Source organism: Pseudolysinimonas sp. (genome assembly GCF_051954455.1).
GTDB lineage: Bacteria > Actinomycetota > Actinomycetes > Actinomycetales > Microbacteriaceae > Pseudolysinimonas.
In genome coordinates, this window is sequence record NZ_JBQCHS010000021.1 from 1 (window position 1) to 13797 (window position 13797).

A 13797-nucleotide genomic window follows, 5' to 3' on the forward strand; every position below is an offset into this window, starting at 1 on the left:
CCATGAACCGCCCGTAGGCGTCTGCCCCGACATTGAAGCCCACGGGGCGACCATAGCGGGGACCGGACCAGACGCGCAGCCCTCATCGAGCTGTCGAAATCGGCCCGTCGTATTCGTAGAGATGGTGAGAGAAGGGAACACAACATGAAACTCACCGTCAGCATGCAGGTCACCCTCGACGGGGTCGCCCAGGCCAACGGCGGCAACAACGAGCAGACCGACCCCGGATTCACCCGCGGCGGCTGGGCGCTGCCGCTCGGCGACGAGGAGGGCGTCCAGTACATCCTCGACACGTGGCGCCGACCCGACGCGTTCCTGATGGGCCGCACCACGTTCGCGATGTTCGCGGACTACTGGGGCGCCCGCCGCGACGACGGCGGCTTCGGCGAGGCGATCAGCTCGAAGCCGAAGTACGTCGTCTCGAACACCCTGACCGACCCGACGTGGGAGCGCTCGACCGTCATCTCGGGCGACGTCGCCGCCGGCATCCGCGAGCTGAAGCAGTCCCGCGAGGGCGAGCTCCTGCTGGTGGGCAGCGCTCGGCTCGCGCGGTGGCTGCTGCAGCAGGACCTCGTCGACGAGATCAACCTCGTGCAGTTCCCGGTGATCCTCGGCGACGGCGAGCGCCTCTTCCCCGAGCACGGCCTCGACCACGCGCTGGAGCTGACCGAGACGCGCGTGTTCGGTACCGGGGTGCTCGGGTTGACGTATCGGGTGGGAGGGCGGCCCGCGTACGCCTAGCCGCTAGCCGACCGGGTCCGGCGCGCCCGCACCGCGCGGTCCACCGCCGGCTCGACTCGTCGGGGCGATGAGGTTCACGATCGCCGATCCAACCGCGAGCACCCCCACCACGACTCCTGCCGCCAGGATCGCGCCCGACGGGGCGATGATCGACTGTCCGCCGAGGGCCTGCGCCATGATCACCACCAGCGTCGCCGCATACGTCACCACCGCGGCCACGACCAAGCTGAACCGACGGCGCGGATCGCGGAGGGCTCGCACCCGCAGCGCCAGCACCTCGAGCAGCAGGACGAACAGCGGCAACGCCTGGAGGGCGTGCATCCCCACGAAATGCGGGATGCGCAGGTCGCCGCCCACCGTGCTCCAGCCGAGCAGCGGCAGGCCCGGTCCGCCGTCGGGGAGCCCGACCGTGTGCGCGCCGATGATGCCCTGGTAGTCGCTGATCTGGCTGCCCTGCGGCCCGGTCATCGGAAAGGCGAGGGCCGTCCCCACGAGTGCGACGACCGCGCCGGCGCGGATGGCGAGACTGCGTGCCGCATCCCCCAGTGGCGCACGGAACAGCAGTACCGCCACCACGAACGTCATGCCCCAGACGATGACGATCGACACCGCCATCAGCCCCCACATGGCCGCATGGAACGGGGTGCTGACGTTGAAGTGGCTCGACTGGCCGACCAGCGCGAAGCCGTTGATGATCGCCGACTCGATGCCGAGCCCGATCGCCGAGACGGTCCCCGCGACGTTCGCGACCCGAGTCCATCGGGTTCCCGACGGCAGGCGGCCGATCGGCCAGGCGAGCGCGAGCGCGTAGATGCCGGTCGAGAGCGCGAACTTGAGCGGCTTCAGCCACACATCGACGTTCGTCACCTGCCGCGAGTCGACGAGCGCGCCGACCGTGTTGGCGACGGCGAGGGCCGCCATGGCGGCGGCCAGGACGAGCAGCGGGCGGTGCCAGTGAGCGGGTCGGAGTCCGGCCAGCGTGAGCGGGGCGGGGTCAACGGTGGTGGTCATGATGCGGCTTCCTCTGATGAAGGGGTGGCGGCGGGTCGGGCCGCGTCGGTCGAGTCGGGTTGGGAGTCGAGTTCCGAGCCGGGAAGCCCGAGCCGGCGGGCGGCATGCTCCTGGGCGATCCGGCGCAGCCCCGTGAAGAGGCTGTCGCCGAGAGCGGTGCCGACGACGACCGTCTCGACCATGCGGGTGAGTCCGGCGGGCCCGACGGCCGCGACCGCGGTCAGGTCGGCGTGAGCCACCAGCTCCGCGGCCTCGGCATAGGCCGGCAGGAGCGAGACGAGATCGGGACGACCGATCCGCTCGAAGGCCTCGACCACCCGGGCCGCGATCAGTTCCCCGGGGTTCGTCTCGTGGGTCCGCCAGCCGCGGTCGGCCTTGAGCGCACCGATGCGCGCGACGGCCTCCGCGCTCCGCTCGCCGGACGACGACAGCGCGGCGGTGACGGCCTGTTGGGCGATGCCGAAGCCGTGGACGATCGGCCTCAGCTCGTCGTCGATGGCGGAGAGCACGGCCCGGGCAGCTGCGATCGAGAGCCCGCCGACGTCGATGAGTGCTCGTCTAGTCGCGCCGCCCGCGCACGACAGCCAACAGCGCGGATCGCGACGGGCTCGCACCCGCAGCGGCAGCGCCTCAAGCGGGCTCGGGCCGACGCACCGGGCGGCGGCCAGCCCGCGCCCGGATGTTGATATATATCACCAACGACCACGAATACGCGTCGTCGCGCGCAGAAGGACCTCGGACTCGCGGTAATCCAGTGCGCAAGTGCTACAACCAATGTTGGTTCTCTTAGCGGCGAGAGAACGTGCCGTCTCCCGACCCTACAAACCAGTGCAGGTCAATGGAAGCCGCCCTACTTGTGTCCCAGTTAGGAAGGGCTGGTAAGCGCTCTGACGGGAGTGGACGAAGGTCCATTAACACCGCGTGCGAAGAATAAAAACCCATCTCGCGGTAAATAACGCATTGACCGAGAGCCTTGGCCAAAGATCCAGTGGGATCTTGCCCCTCACGCAGGAACTTCACTTCGACAGCCAAGCACCGCTGGCCGGTCTGCACTATTTCGATGTCTGGCCGAAAGGCCAGGTCGCCAAGAACAAGCGGCCGTGGGACGTTCGCGCTTCCGTCGCCGCGCACGACCAGGTCTCGCTTCTTTAGGACGTTCGCAACCCAGTTTTCGACACCCGGGCGAAGCACACGAGAAGTGAATTCCGGTTCTGTTTCACTGAGGCTTGGGGAGCGAAATATCGACGTCGACATGAGCTCCCGAAATAGCTCCGACATCCGGCGGAGTTGATGCTCCCCGAGAAAATCATTCATCCAACGGAGAAACCTCGATTGGCAGGCCCTCCAAAAGCTGCTGCTTCACCGCCGCCACGTTGATATTTCCCTGCGTTTTGGCGCTAAGAAGTCGCTGGTAAACCACCTTCGCACCGGAGAGACCAGCGAGGCCCGGAAAGTCTTCCCTCGCGAGGCTTACCTTTTCAGCAATGGTGTTAAGCACTAGATCAAAGTCGGCCTGTTGCACCTTTTGCTTATCAAACACCTGTTCCTGAATGACGTCGGCCGCCAAACGACTGAAGGCAGTTATGCCGATCGCTTGCAGGAGGATAAACCCGCGACGGTCATCCCACGCCGTCGGAAACGCCTTACGCACCGCCGACCAATAGCGATCGAGAAGCAATAGAACTTGGTTAGCCGCGTCCTCGGTGACCTCTTGAAGGTCGTCCGTGGTCCCAGCTGCGACGCCGTTGAAGAGAAACTCGACCTCGAGCTGCTGCGCCTCGCGCATTGTCGCTTGAATGGCGCCCTTCAGGGTGTTGATCCGAATAGGAGGAACTACACCAAGCTCCGCCTTGGGGCCCTTCGAGCTGCCGCCAAAAAACACCTTCCCTTCGAAGGCCCTGCCCGGCTCTGATAGCTCACGTGCAAGCCAAAGTGCACGGCCCGCTTCAGAGTCCAGCAGCTTACCGGTGCCTTCGAGCCGCAGACGAATCGTGTCCAGGTGTGCGGTCTGCATGGGCTTTTGTGTTCCGTTGATATCGCGGAAGATCGCGCGTTCTTGGTCGGCTGTCAGACCAACGAATATCGCGAAAGGCACCATAGGGTACGCGTCGAGGTCCTCATCGGCCGTGGGGAGCGCTTGACTGAGGCGATGATTTCCGTCGACTCGGCTAATCATGGGCGGCGCTTCGATCGCGGCAGTGGCGAGTTGCTCCATATCAAATCGGAGCTTCACCAGGCGTGGCTCGTCGTCACTCTGCTGTTCGGTGGAGAGGATTTCGAATTCGACGGAATCTTGCTCGTCGAAGATGGCGACTGCGCTGCGGTCCCGCGCATTAAGAATTATCTCCGGAAATGCACGGGGATCGGTTTCAGCAGGAGCGGACAATGCTTCAACCGCGTACGCAACAGCCTGAGTCGCGTGAGATTTCTCTAGCATCCGTTGAGTGCCGAGTGGATTGAGCACCTGGTCATAGACATCGGGGCGGCTGATCGCAGCCAGGAGATCAAGTCTTGCGAAACCTCGCACAACTGACAGGTTCAGGTTACCGCCAAGTATGCAATGGTCGACCGTGACTTCAGACCCAAATCGCTCGACTGCGTTAGCCAATCTCAAATTCCTTTCTTGATGCGTGCTCCGCGACCCTCATCCGGAGGGCGAGTTCAGCTTCCGCCCGTCGCCGACCGCGAGAATCTCCCGGCGTGACCAGAAGTTCGTCTTCAGTGCCACGGCCCGCGATGCGGGAATTGATACTCCTGTGCATTGAGATCGCATCTACTTTCAAGCCGCGATCTAGATAGAGCTTTCGGACGAACGGATGATTCGAGTTTGTAAGCAAAAACGACACGTTGCGTCGCGCAAGCTCCATCAATGCATCTGCCAATCGAATGTGATCTCTACTGCCAAAGCCGACAGACTTCCGATCATAGAGCTGCGTCCTGCTGTCCGAATAGTACGGAGGGTCCAGGAAGACAAAGTCGCCGGGGCGTGCGCTCGCGATAGTTGATTCCCACGAGCTAGCTCTCAGTTCGGCGAACTTAAAAACCTCGGCAACCGAAGCTAGAGTCGAGTCGCTCGGTAGGTATACAGATTCCCTGATCACACCATGAGGGACATTGAATTGCCCCTTTTGATTGACGCGATAAACACCGTTCCACCCCGCCGACATTAGGAAAATGAACCTCGCAGCGCCAGCACTGGGCCCTAGCCGGTTATATTCGTCGCGGAGCGTGTAATAGAACTGCGAACGATCCGAAGCAGCCGCGTACGACGCACTCAATTGAGAAAGACCGTCAGCGACACGACGCCAGTCGCGCTTGACGTCCTGGTAGCAGCGAATTAGGCGCAAGTTTGAGTCAGACACCGTCGAGATCATCGGTGACGGCGAGCGCCTTGCGAGATAGAACAGAACCGAGAGCCCACCAGCGAACGGCTCGATGTACCTTCCGGAGAACTGCGGAAGTCGATCGCTATGGTCCCAGAGGAATCGTTGCTTGCCTCCAGCCCATTTGAACAGTGGTGCAGCGTCCGCCACCATTTCAGTCCATGAGCCACCACCGGCACTGGCAGCGCTCACCTCAGCCATGAAGCCAGCTTAGGGCGAGGCGCTTGAGCTCAGTTTCGTGAGTCTCGGTGTGGTGCATAGCTCTCGTCTCTAGACCGTATGTGAAGGAGCTACGGAGGTACGGGTGCCCCTGGAGGGACTCGAACCCCCAACCCTTTCCTTAGGACGGAACTGCTCTTCCATTGAGCTACAGAGGCGGGCGGATCGAGTCTAGCGAGGGCCCTTACGCCGGCGGTGCGTACAGGAACTCAACCGTGGACGGGTCGATCACGCGCTGGTCGTACTCGTGCTGGCCGCCCCAGTTGTACTCGTCGATGACGATCTGACCGCTGGCGAGGATGCCCGAGACGTAGGCGACGTGGTTGCCGCCCGGGAACCACGCGACGGCCCCGACCTGCGGGGTCGTGCCGGTCGCCCAGCCGTGGTTGATCCACGCGCTCTTCCACTGGCTGGCGTTGCCGCCGCTCGGGGTGAGCTTGCTCCACGTCCAGCGGTACGGGCCGCCCTGGCTGGAGCCGGCGTCGCGGCTGAGGCGCCAGGCGACGAAGTCGACGCACTCGCGGTAGTAGTAGCCGAGCGGCGAGAGGCCGCCGCCCTGGTTGCGCGAGAGCTCGGAGACGAAGGGGTAGTCGTTGCCCTGACCGGACGAGCCGGAGCTGCGGAACGCGCTCAGGTTCTTCTGGCGGAGCGCGACGGTGTAGGCGGCGCGCAGCTCCTCGGCGGACGTCGACGAGTACTCGTCGCGGGTCACGGCGGTCTTGTCGAGGTCGCCGTTCACGCCGAGGGCCTGGCCGCCGTGGGCGCGCACCGCGGCGGTCGCGACACCGCCGGAGCCGGCGTCCGCGTAGGCGGGGAGGGCGAGCGGCACGAAGAGCCCGCCGACGAGGAGCATGACGCCCGCCGCGCCGAGACGATCGCGGATGCGGCGGCGGCGCTTGCTCGCATCGTCGCGGGCGGCCTTCGGCGGGTGGGCCGGGGCGGCCTCGACGCGCGGGGCGTGCGGCGAGCGGGCCGGTGCGGCGGCGAGGGAGGCCTGCGCCGCGCGAAGGGCGCGACGCGAGGCGGGTGCGTCGACGGTCGGGAGCGCGAAGTCCGGGGCGGCGACGTCCGGCGTGGCGGCCGACGGGGCCGGGACGACCGGGATCGACGAGGTGGTCGCCGCGACGGTCTCGGGCGAACCGGCCGGCGTCGTCGCGGGGGCCGCCTGCAGGTAGCCGCCGGCGGCGCGCATCTCGCGGCGGGAGCGGTAGACGGGGGCCGGGGCCTCCGTCACGGGGACGACGGGAGCCGCCGGTGCCGAGGGTCCTTCGGCCGCGGTGGACGCGGCGGGAGCGGTGCTCTCGTCCGTGGGTCCACCGAAGAGAAAGGCCAGGGGATCTGGCGTCTCGCGGTGCGTCAAAACATAGCCTCCGGGTTGGCGACTCGACCGAGGGTACGCGACCGGGTGGTGATTGTCACGCTCAGATAACGGGATGTTCGGATGCAGATGCATCCTCGTGTTTCATGCGCCTGCATCATGCGGCGGGCGCCAGGAACTCCTCCCACTGCGGCTGCGAGCGCTCCACCCCGCGGACCAGCCAGGCGGTCCCGTGCGGCGCGCGCGGCTGGTACCGCAGCGTCCATCCCATCTCCTGCGGGGTCCGGTCGCCCTTGATGTTGTTGCAGCGCAGGCAGCACGCGACGAGGTTCTCCCAGCTGTCGGCGCCGCCGCGGGAGCGCGGCATGACGTGGTCGATCGTGGAGGCCGAGGCCGAGCAGTACGCGCAGCGCTGCTGGTCTCGGCGGAGCACCCCGCGGCGCGACACGGGAACCGCGCGGCCGGTGGGCACACGCACGTAGCGCCGCAGGAGGATGACCGACGGCCGATCCCACTCCCCCGCCGCGCTCAGCACGGGGTGATCGTCGTCGACGGCGAGCAGGGACGCCTTGCCCTCCAGCACGAGCACGAGCGCTCGCTTGAACGACACGACCGCGAGCGGCTCGTATCCGGCGTTGAGAACCAGGGTGCGCACGCTGTGCTCCTTCGAACGGGCCCGCATGGTGTGCGGGGCTGTCGATGCCATGCCCCGGCTCGCCGGTCTCCGGAGGAGCACACAGAAAAGGCGCCGTCGCGAACGACAGCGCCTATTCGTGCCGGACGTGACAGTGCACGACCGGCTGGATGCTGCGCCGTATGCGGAAGCACGCGCAAGCATCCGTGGTGGGGATGCTGCTCGTGGACCGCATGGGCTCTCCTGATTCCTCGTCGCCGAGGACACCAGGCTAGACCCGCCCCCTTAACAAAGGGGGAACGACACCGACGCGTGCGACTAGATGCCCGCGCGCACGAAGTAGTGGTTCGTCGTGTAGATCTGCTGGATCGATACCGTGCGGCCCGGGTACGGCGCGTGGATCATCATGTTGCCGCCGAGATAGATGCCCACGTGGGAGCCCCCGTCGAAGACGATGATGTCGCCCGGCACGGCCGCCGAGGGCGCGATCTGGGGCAGCCGCCCCTGCGCCGACGAGGAGTGCGGGAGCGCGACGCCGAACTGCGCGTACACGTACATGACGAATCCGGAGCAGTCGAAGCCGGCCGGCGTCGATCCGCCGTACACGTAGGGCACGCCCTGGTACTGCTGGGCGACCTGCGCGACGGCGGCGAGGCTGAAGCTCGGGTACGGCGGGTTGCTGAGCAGCTGCCGCACGGAGGGGCCGGAGTACGTCGCGGCCCGGGCGGCCATCGCGGCCTTCAGCTGCGCGCGCTGCTGCTCCAACCGGGCGGCCTCCAGCTCTGCGGCCGAGGTCGCGGAATAGTCGGCGCGCGCGCCGACGGTGAGCGCGCCGGCGTCGACGTTCTCCTCCTGAGCGCCCGACGCCTTCAGGGCATCGAGCTTCGCGGCGGCCTGCGCGGCGGCTGCCGTCTTCGGAGCCGGATCGCTGGCCGCGTAGGCGGGCAGTGCCACCGTGCAGAAGATCGCCGGCACGGCGACCGTCACGACGGCGAGGTTGAGCCAGGCCGGGCGGAGTCGCCGCGGAGCGGGCCGATCGCCGGCGGGGAGGGCGGGAGCGGGGGTGGGGCGGGAATCGGCGCGAGCGCCGCGGTGTCCAGAAAGCAAGGAGATCTCCTCGCGTCTCGACCGCTCTCGGTTCGGTCCCATCCCTGTCGTATGTCACGTCGCGCCGCAGAGGATGGGTGAACGAGACGCCCTGCAGCGCGGCCCCTGGGCCTTTTCGGGTGACCGCGGGGACTCAGCGAGTGTAGGGGAGCTGAACACCCCTGTCACATCGATCCGGGCCCCGTGTGGGGATTCTCATCCCAGATCTGGGCCTGTGGAGGGCCCGCGGGCCCCACATCTGGGGTCGATCAGGCCCCGATGTAGACGTGCTGCGCCACCTCGGAGGGGAGCTCCAGCCCGTCGCCGTGGCCGTCGACCTGGACGAGGACGTAGGACCCCGCGGCCGACACCCGCGCGGTCGCGCCGGGAACGACTCCCGCCGCCTGCAGCTGCGTCAGCAGCTCCGGCTCGAACTGCACCGGCTCGCCGAGGCGTCGGATCGTGCCGGTCACCGGCTCGCTCGCACCGCTCGTGCGCTGCACGATGTTGACGACCCCCTCGAGGAACCGACCGGCCGGCGCGTCGCCGAGCTCGTCGAGCGCGGGGATCGGGTTGCCGTAGGGCGACTCGGTCGGGTGATCGAGGATCTCGAGCAGCCGGCGCTCGACCTGCTCGCTCATCACGTGCTCCCACCGGCACGCCTCGTCGTGCACGTACGCCCAGTCGAGCCCGATGACGTCGGCGAGCAGCCGCTCCGCGAGGCGGTGCTTGCGCATGACGTGCAGCGCGCGCTGCCGGCCGCCCTCCGTGAGCTCCAGGTGGCGGTCGCCCTCGACGCGCACCAGGCCGTCGCGCTCCATGCGCGCGATGGTCTGCGAGACGGTCGGACCGGAGTGCCCGAGGCGCTCCGAGATCCGGGCGCGCAGCGGGGTGATGCCCTCCTCCTCGAGGTCGAGGATCGTGCGGAGGTACATCTCCGTCGTGTCGACGAGATCTGTCATCAGAGGGCTCCCGGGGGTGGTCGCGTCCAGACTAGTTGTCGAGGAAGGGCGGCGCCGGTTCCCTAGAATCGACGCGTGGCGCTCGAGATCCCCGCAGACCTCCTTCCCGCCGACGGCCGCTTCGGGTGCGGCCCGTCCAAGGTGCGCCCCGAGCAGCTCAGCCACCTGCAGGCCCACGCCGCGGTGCTCGGAACCTCCCACCGGCAGGCGCCGGTGAAGGATCTCGTCGGCCGGGTGCGGTCGCGGCTCGCCGAGCTGTACGCGCTGCCGGAGGGCTACGAGGTGATCCTCGGCGACGGCGGCTCGACCGCCTTCTGGGACGCCGCCGCCTTCTCGCTCATCGAGCGCCGGGCCGAGAACCTCAGCTTCGGCGAGTTCGGATCGAAGTTCGCCGCCGCCGCCGGCGCCCCGGTCCTCGAGGCGCCGCACGTCGTCACCGCGCCGGGCGGGTCGCGCGCCGAGGTCGAGGTCGTCGAGGGCGTCGACGTCTACGCCTGGCCGCACAACGAGACCTCGACCGGGGTCATGGCGCCGGTGCGCCGCGTGCACGGCGACGCGGGGGCGCTCACGGTCGTCGACGCGACGAGCGCCGCGGGCGGTGTCCTCATCGACGCCGCCGAGACCGACGTCTACTACTTCGCGCCGCAGAAGAACTTCGCGAGCGACGGCGGGCTGTGGTTCGCGCTCGTGTCGCCGGCCGCGACGGAGCGGATCGAGCGGATCGCGGCCTCCGAGCGCTGGATCCCCGAGTTCCTCTCCCTCAAGAACGCGCTCGACAACTCGCGCCTGAACCAGACCCTCAACACGCCGGCCATCGCGACGCTCCTCCTCATGGAGGGCCAGCTCGACTGGATCGCCGCGAACGGCGGGATGGCGTGGGCCGATGCGCGCACCCGGGAGTCGTCCGGCGTCCTCTACGACTGGGCGGAGGCCTCGCCGGTCGCGACGCCGTTCGTCGCCGAGCCCGCGCACCGCTCGCAGGTCGTCGTGACGATCGACTTCGACGAGACGGTGGACGCCGCCGCGGTCGCGACGACGCTCCGCGCGAACGGCGTCGTCGACACGGAGCCCTACCGCAAGCTCGGCCGCAACCAGCTGCGCGTGGCGACCTTCACCGCCATCGACCCCGACGACGTCCGGGCGCTCACCCGGTCGATCGACTTCGTGCTGGAGCACACGGGCGCATGAGGCTCTGGGTGCGCGAGGAGGAGCGCCGGCCGACGCCGGAGCCCGTGCGCACCGACGACCGCGCGGCCGTCCTCACCGGGATGGCGGGATGGGTGCTCGCCCTGGGCGGGCTACTCCTCTTCCTGCCGCGCGTCCTCGGCGGCGACGGGGGCTGGTGGCTCTGGACCGTCCTCGTCGGGCTCGGCATCGGCCTCGTGCTGCTCGTCTACACCCTGCTCCGACACCCCTGACCCGCTGAGGTCGGCGGCCGACTCGAAGTCGATGCCGTCGTCGGGATCGTCGCCGAGATCGTCGTCGCCGAGATCGTCGTCCGCGTCGATGTCGTCGTCCTCGTCGAGATCGTCGACGTCGTCCTCACCGGCGGCGTCGACGCTCTCGTCCGTCGCGCCGGCGGCGGCCTGCGCGGCGCGGTACTCCTCGAGGCGCACCGACCACGGCACCCATTCGGGCGCGAGCAGCGCGCCGTCACCCGGCAGCAGCTCGACCTCGAGCACCGTCGGCTCGAGGTCGTCGACCTCGGCGAGGCTGACGGTCCAGTGCCAGCCCGGGTAGCCGAGCATCGCCGCGGCGAAGGTCAGGGTCACGACGCCGTCCTCGGCGACCTCGCGGCCGGTCGACTCCCCGATCGTGTCGGGCGGGGTGATCTCGAGCAGAGCAGCGAGCGCGAGGTGCTGGTCCCGCTCCTCGCGCGTCATGGTGTCAGGCATCCAGGTCGTCCGCGACCTTGCGCAGGACGGCGGCGATCTTCGCGCCGTGCGCTCGGTCGGGGTACTTGCCGCGACGCAGGCCGTTGCCGATGCCCTCGAGCATCGTGGTCAGGTCGCCGATCACGACGGCCATGTCGTCGGCCGAGCGGCGGTTCATCTTGCTGAGGCTCGGGGGCGCGTCGAGCACGCGCACCGACAGGGCCTGCGCGCCGCGCTTGCCCTGGGCGACGCCGAACTCCAGCCGGGAGCCGGCACGGACGACCGCGCCCTCGGGGAGGGCAGAGGCGTGGAGGAAGACCTCCTCGCCGTCGTCGGACGCGATGAAGCCGAACCCCTTGTCCGCGTCGTAGAATTTGATTTTGCCGGTGGGCATCGCCGACCTCTTCCTTCGATCCGGCCGCGTGCCCGGGCCCTATCCTGGTGCGGTGGCACGTGGCACCGCGGTTCCCCTCAATCGTACCGAACGCATCGCCGCTTTCGTCCTGGGTGCGATCGCGGCGATCACCGTGGTCGATCTCATCGTCCTGCTCGTCGGCCGCGGAGCCGGCGCGAACGTGTCGCAGGGCGTCTGGCCGGTGATCGCCGTGCTGCCGGCCATCGGCATCCCGCTCCTCCTCGTCGCGCTCGTCGTCTTCATCGTGCTGATGGGGCTGCGGAGCCGGCGGCTCGCGGCGGGCGATGCCCGTCGGTAGCGGGTCGGCCCTCGGCCTCGCGGCGCGACTGCGCGCCCTCGACGACGACGCGCTGGCGCGACTGATTGCGGCGCGCGGCGTGCGCGCGAACGGGATCGACGACTTCTTCGACCTCGCCGAGTAGCTGCTCGACCGGGGCTCGGTGCAGGCCGCGCTGCAGCGCCTCGACCGACCGGTGCTCGCACTCCTCGCGACGGCGGGCGAGATCGCCACGAGCGAGGGCGCGCCGACGGCGGCGCGGCTCGCCGACGAGCTCGGCGTCACGGTGGAGGAGGTCGAGGAGCGCGCCCGCGTCGCCGAGGGCGTCGCCCTCCTCGGCGCGGAGTCGGGCCGGTACGCGCCGTGGGACGCCGTGATCGAGCAGCTGCGCGCGTGGCCGGCGTTCGGCCTCCCCACCCGCGAGCGCCTCGTCGACGACCCGCCGCCCGCGGCCCTCGAGCCGGTGAGCGAAGCGGACGCCCGGTTCGTCGACCGCGGCGCCGCCGAGCGCGCGTTCGGCACCGTCACGGCGATGGGTGAGCTGCTCCGCGCGCTCGACGCGCAGCCCGCGCGACAGCTCGCGCGCGGCGGCGTGGCGCTGCCCGACGCCCGGCGGCTGGCCGCGGCCGCCGGCATCGAGAGCGACGCCGTCGACCGGCACCTCGACGTCGCCGCGCGGGCCGGCCTCGCGCGCCTCGACGGCGGGAGCTGGATCCCGGACGTCGACGCCGGCGACTGGCTGCGGATCCCCCGGCTCGCCCGCTGGGCCCGACTCGCGGGCGCCTGGCTCGACCGGCTCCCGGAGGACCTCGTCACCCTGCTCCGGAGCCGTGCGCACGCCGTGTGGGGCGACGGGCTCCTCGAGTTCGTGGCGTGGCTCTTCCCCGCCGGCGGCGACTGGGTGCGCGACCGGGTCGAGGTCGTCGCCCGGGAGGCGGAGCTGCTCGGCCTGCTGGGCGGGGCGACCCCCTCGAGCGCGGGCGCCGCGCTCCTCGTCGACGGCGAGGAGGCGGCCGCCGCCGTGATGGGGTCGCTCTTCCCCGCCGAGGTCGACCGGGTCTACCTGCAGCCCGACCTCTCGATCATCGCGCCGGGACCGCTCGTCGCGGAGGTCGACGACCGGCTCCGCCGTCTCGCCGATGTCGAGACGCTCGCGCTCGCGTCGACCTACCGGATCTCGCCGGCGAGCATCACGCGCGCGCTCGTCGCGGGCGAGACGGTCGACGGCATCCGGGAGTTCCTGCGGGAGAGCTCGCTGACCGGCCTGCCGCAGCCGGTCGAGTACCTGCTCGACGACACGGCGCAGCGGTTCGGGAGTCTGCGGGTCGGTGCGCTCGATCCCGGACTCGCGGGCGGCTCGCGCTCGTACGTGCGGGCGCTCGACCCCGCGCTCCTCCCTCCGCTCGAGGTCGACCCCGCACTCGGGTCGCTGGGACTCGAGCGTGGGGACGAGCCGCTCCGCCTCGTCAGCCGCTTCGACGAGGAGGTGCTCTTCGAGGCGCTCGTGGACGCGCGCTACGCGGTCGTCGCGGAGGACCCCGCGGGCACGATCGTCGCGCCGCCACGGCACCGCCGCGAGGCGTCCGGCCAGGTCGTGGGCGACGACACCGCGGTGCTGCTCGTGCAGCGGGTGCGCCGCGGCGCGGCCGCCGAACCCGCCGACACCGGGCGCGCCTGGATGGAGCGGCAGCTCGAACTCGCCGTCAAGAACCGCATGACCGTCTCGGTCACCGTGCAGCTGCCGGACGGGACGGAGGCCGACTACCTCCTCGAGCCGGCGTCGCTCGCGGGCGGCCGGCTGCGCGCGCGGGACCGCCGCGCCGACATCGAGCGCACGCTCCCCTTCGCGTCGATCACGAGCGTCACCCCCCGCTGAC

Annotated in this window: 16 protein-coding genes and 1 tRNA gene; 6 read left to right on the forward strand and 11 right to left on the reverse strand. The window is 69.4% G+C overall.

The window, feature by feature from the left end; translation table 11 throughout:
* The first annotated feature begins 144 nt into the window (after window positions 1-144).
* Window positions 145-741, forward strand: coding sequence for a dihydrofolate reductase family protein (locus tag ACTHM3_RS09910; protein ID WP_440405933.1), 597 nt, complete (start codon window positions 145-147; stop codon window positions 739-741).
* 3 nt (window positions 742-744) lie between these two features.
* Here ACTHM3_RS09910 and ACTHM3_RS09915 read toward each other — a convergent pair whose 3' ends face one another.
* Complete coding sequence (locus tag ACTHM3_RS09915; RefSeq protein WP_440405934.1) at window positions 745-1752, reverse strand: hypothetical protein; 1008 nt, start codon at window positions 1750-1752, stop codon at window positions 745-747.
* Window positions 1749-2261: a hypothetical protein gene (locus tag ACTHM3_RS09920; protein ID WP_440405935.1), complete on the reverse strand. Its 513-nt coding sequence runs from the start codon at window positions 2259-2261 to the stop codon at window positions 1749-1751. The genes ACTHM3_RS09915 and ACTHM3_RS09920 overlap by 4 nt, the downstream gene beginning before the upstream one ends.
* 487 nt (window positions 2262-2748) lie before the next feature.
* Between ACTHM3_RS09920 and ACTHM3_RS09925 the strand changes: the two genes are divergently transcribed.
* Complete coding sequence (locus ACTHM3_RS09925; RefSeq protein ID WP_440405936.1) at window positions 2749-2904, forward strand: hypothetical protein; 156 nt, start codon at window positions 2749-2751, stop codon at window positions 2902-2904.
* Between the two features lie 154 nt (window positions 2905-3058).
* On the opposite strand, the gene ACTHM3_RS09930 is transcribed toward ACTHM3_RS09925, so the two are convergent.
* The 7 genes from ACTHM3_RS09930 to ACTHM3_RS09960 form a co-directional block, all read right to left on the reverse strand.
* Window positions 3059-4360 carry a DGQHR domain-containing protein gene (locus ACTHM3_RS09930; RefSeq protein WP_440405937.1) on the reverse strand — a complete coding sequence of 434 codons (1302 nt, stop codon included), beginning with the start codon at window positions 4358-4360 and terminating at the stop codon, window positions 3059-3061.
* Window positions 4353-5336, reverse strand: coding sequence for a DNA adenine methylase (locus ACTHM3_RS09935; protein ID WP_440405938.1), 984 nt, complete (start codon window positions 5334-5336; stop codon window positions 4353-4355). Before ACTHM3_RS09935 ends, ACTHM3_RS09930 begins: the two co-directional genes overlap by 8 nt.
* A gap of 104 nt (window positions 5337-5440) precedes the next feature.
* A tRNA-Arg gene (locus ACTHM3_RS09940) sits at window positions 5441-5512 on the reverse strand.
* A 26-nt stretch (window positions 5513-5538) separates the two neighbouring features.
* A complete protein-coding gene (locus ACTHM3_RS09945; protein WP_440405939.1) occupies window positions 5539-6588 on the reverse strand; it encodes a CHAP domain-containing protein in 1050 nt (349 codons plus the stop codon).
* A 241-nt stretch (window positions 6589-6829) separates the two neighbouring features.
* Window positions 6830-7327 (reverse strand): HNH endonuclease, encoded by a 498-nt coding sequence (locus tag ACTHM3_RS09950; protein WP_440405940.1) that lies wholly within the window; start codon window positions 7325-7327, stop codon window positions 6830-6832.
* 297 nt (window positions 7328-7624) lie between these two features.
* A complete protein-coding gene (locus ACTHM3_RS09955; RefSeq protein ID WP_440405941.1) occupies window positions 7625-8293 on the reverse strand; it encodes a C40 family peptidase in 669 nt (222 codons plus the stop codon).
* A gap of 368 nt (window positions 8294-8661) precedes the next feature.
* Entirely contained in the window at window positions 8662-9354 is a 693-nt protein-coding gene (locus ACTHM3_RS09960) for a metal-dependent transcriptional regulator (RefSeq protein WP_440405942.1), read from the reverse strand.
* Window positions 9355-9429: 75 nt separating this feature from the next.
* Between ACTHM3_RS09960 and serC the strand changes: the two genes are divergently transcribed.
* Window positions 9430-10542: a phosphoserine transaminase gene (serC, locus tag ACTHM3_RS09965; protein ID WP_440405943.1), complete on the forward strand. Its 1113-nt coding sequence runs from the start codon at window positions 9430-9432 to the stop codon at window positions 10540-10542.
* Between the two features lie 110 nt (window positions 10543-10652).
* Here serC and ACTHM3_RS09970 read toward each other — a convergent pair whose 3' ends face one another.
* Together ACTHM3_RS09970 and ACTHM3_RS09975 are read right to left on the reverse strand one after the other, a co-directional pair.
* Complete coding sequence (locus ACTHM3_RS09970; protein ID WP_440405944.1) at window positions 10653-11249, reverse strand: DUF3027 domain-containing protein; 597 nt, start codon at window positions 11247-11249, stop codon at window positions 10653-10655.
* The gene (locus tag ACTHM3_RS09975) at window positions 11242-11622 is read right to left on the reverse strand and encodes a cold-shock protein (protein ID WP_440405945.1); all 381 of its coding nucleotides are present in this window, start codon (window positions 11620-11622) and stop codon (window positions 11242-11244) included. The genes ACTHM3_RS09970 and ACTHM3_RS09975 overlap by 8 nt, the downstream gene beginning before the upstream one ends.
* A gap of 52 nt (window positions 11623-11674) precedes the next feature.
* Between ACTHM3_RS09975 and ACTHM3_RS09980 the strand changes: the two genes are divergently transcribed.
* From ACTHM3_RS09980 to ACTHM3_RS09990, 3 genes are read left to right on the forward strand one after another with little or no spacing between them, the layout of a single operon-like run.
* Complete coding sequence (locus tag ACTHM3_RS09980) at window positions 11675-11941, forward strand: hypothetical protein (RefSeq protein ID WP_440405946.1); 267 nt, start codon at window positions 11675-11677, stop codon at window positions 11939-11941.
* On the forward strand, window positions 11928-12065 hold the full coding sequence (locus ACTHM3_RS09985; RefSeq protein WP_440405947.1) for a hypothetical protein: 138 nt from the start codon (window positions 11928-11930) through the stop codon (window positions 12063-12065). Before ACTHM3_RS09980 ends, ACTHM3_RS09985 begins: the two co-directional genes overlap by 14 nt.
* 18 nt (window positions 12066-12083) lie before the next feature.
* Window positions 12084-13796, forward strand: coding sequence for a helicase-associated domain-containing protein (locus ACTHM3_RS09990; protein ID WP_440405948.1), 1713 nt, complete (start codon window positions 12084-12086; stop codon window positions 13794-13796).
* Window position 13797 lies beyond the last annotated feature (1 nt).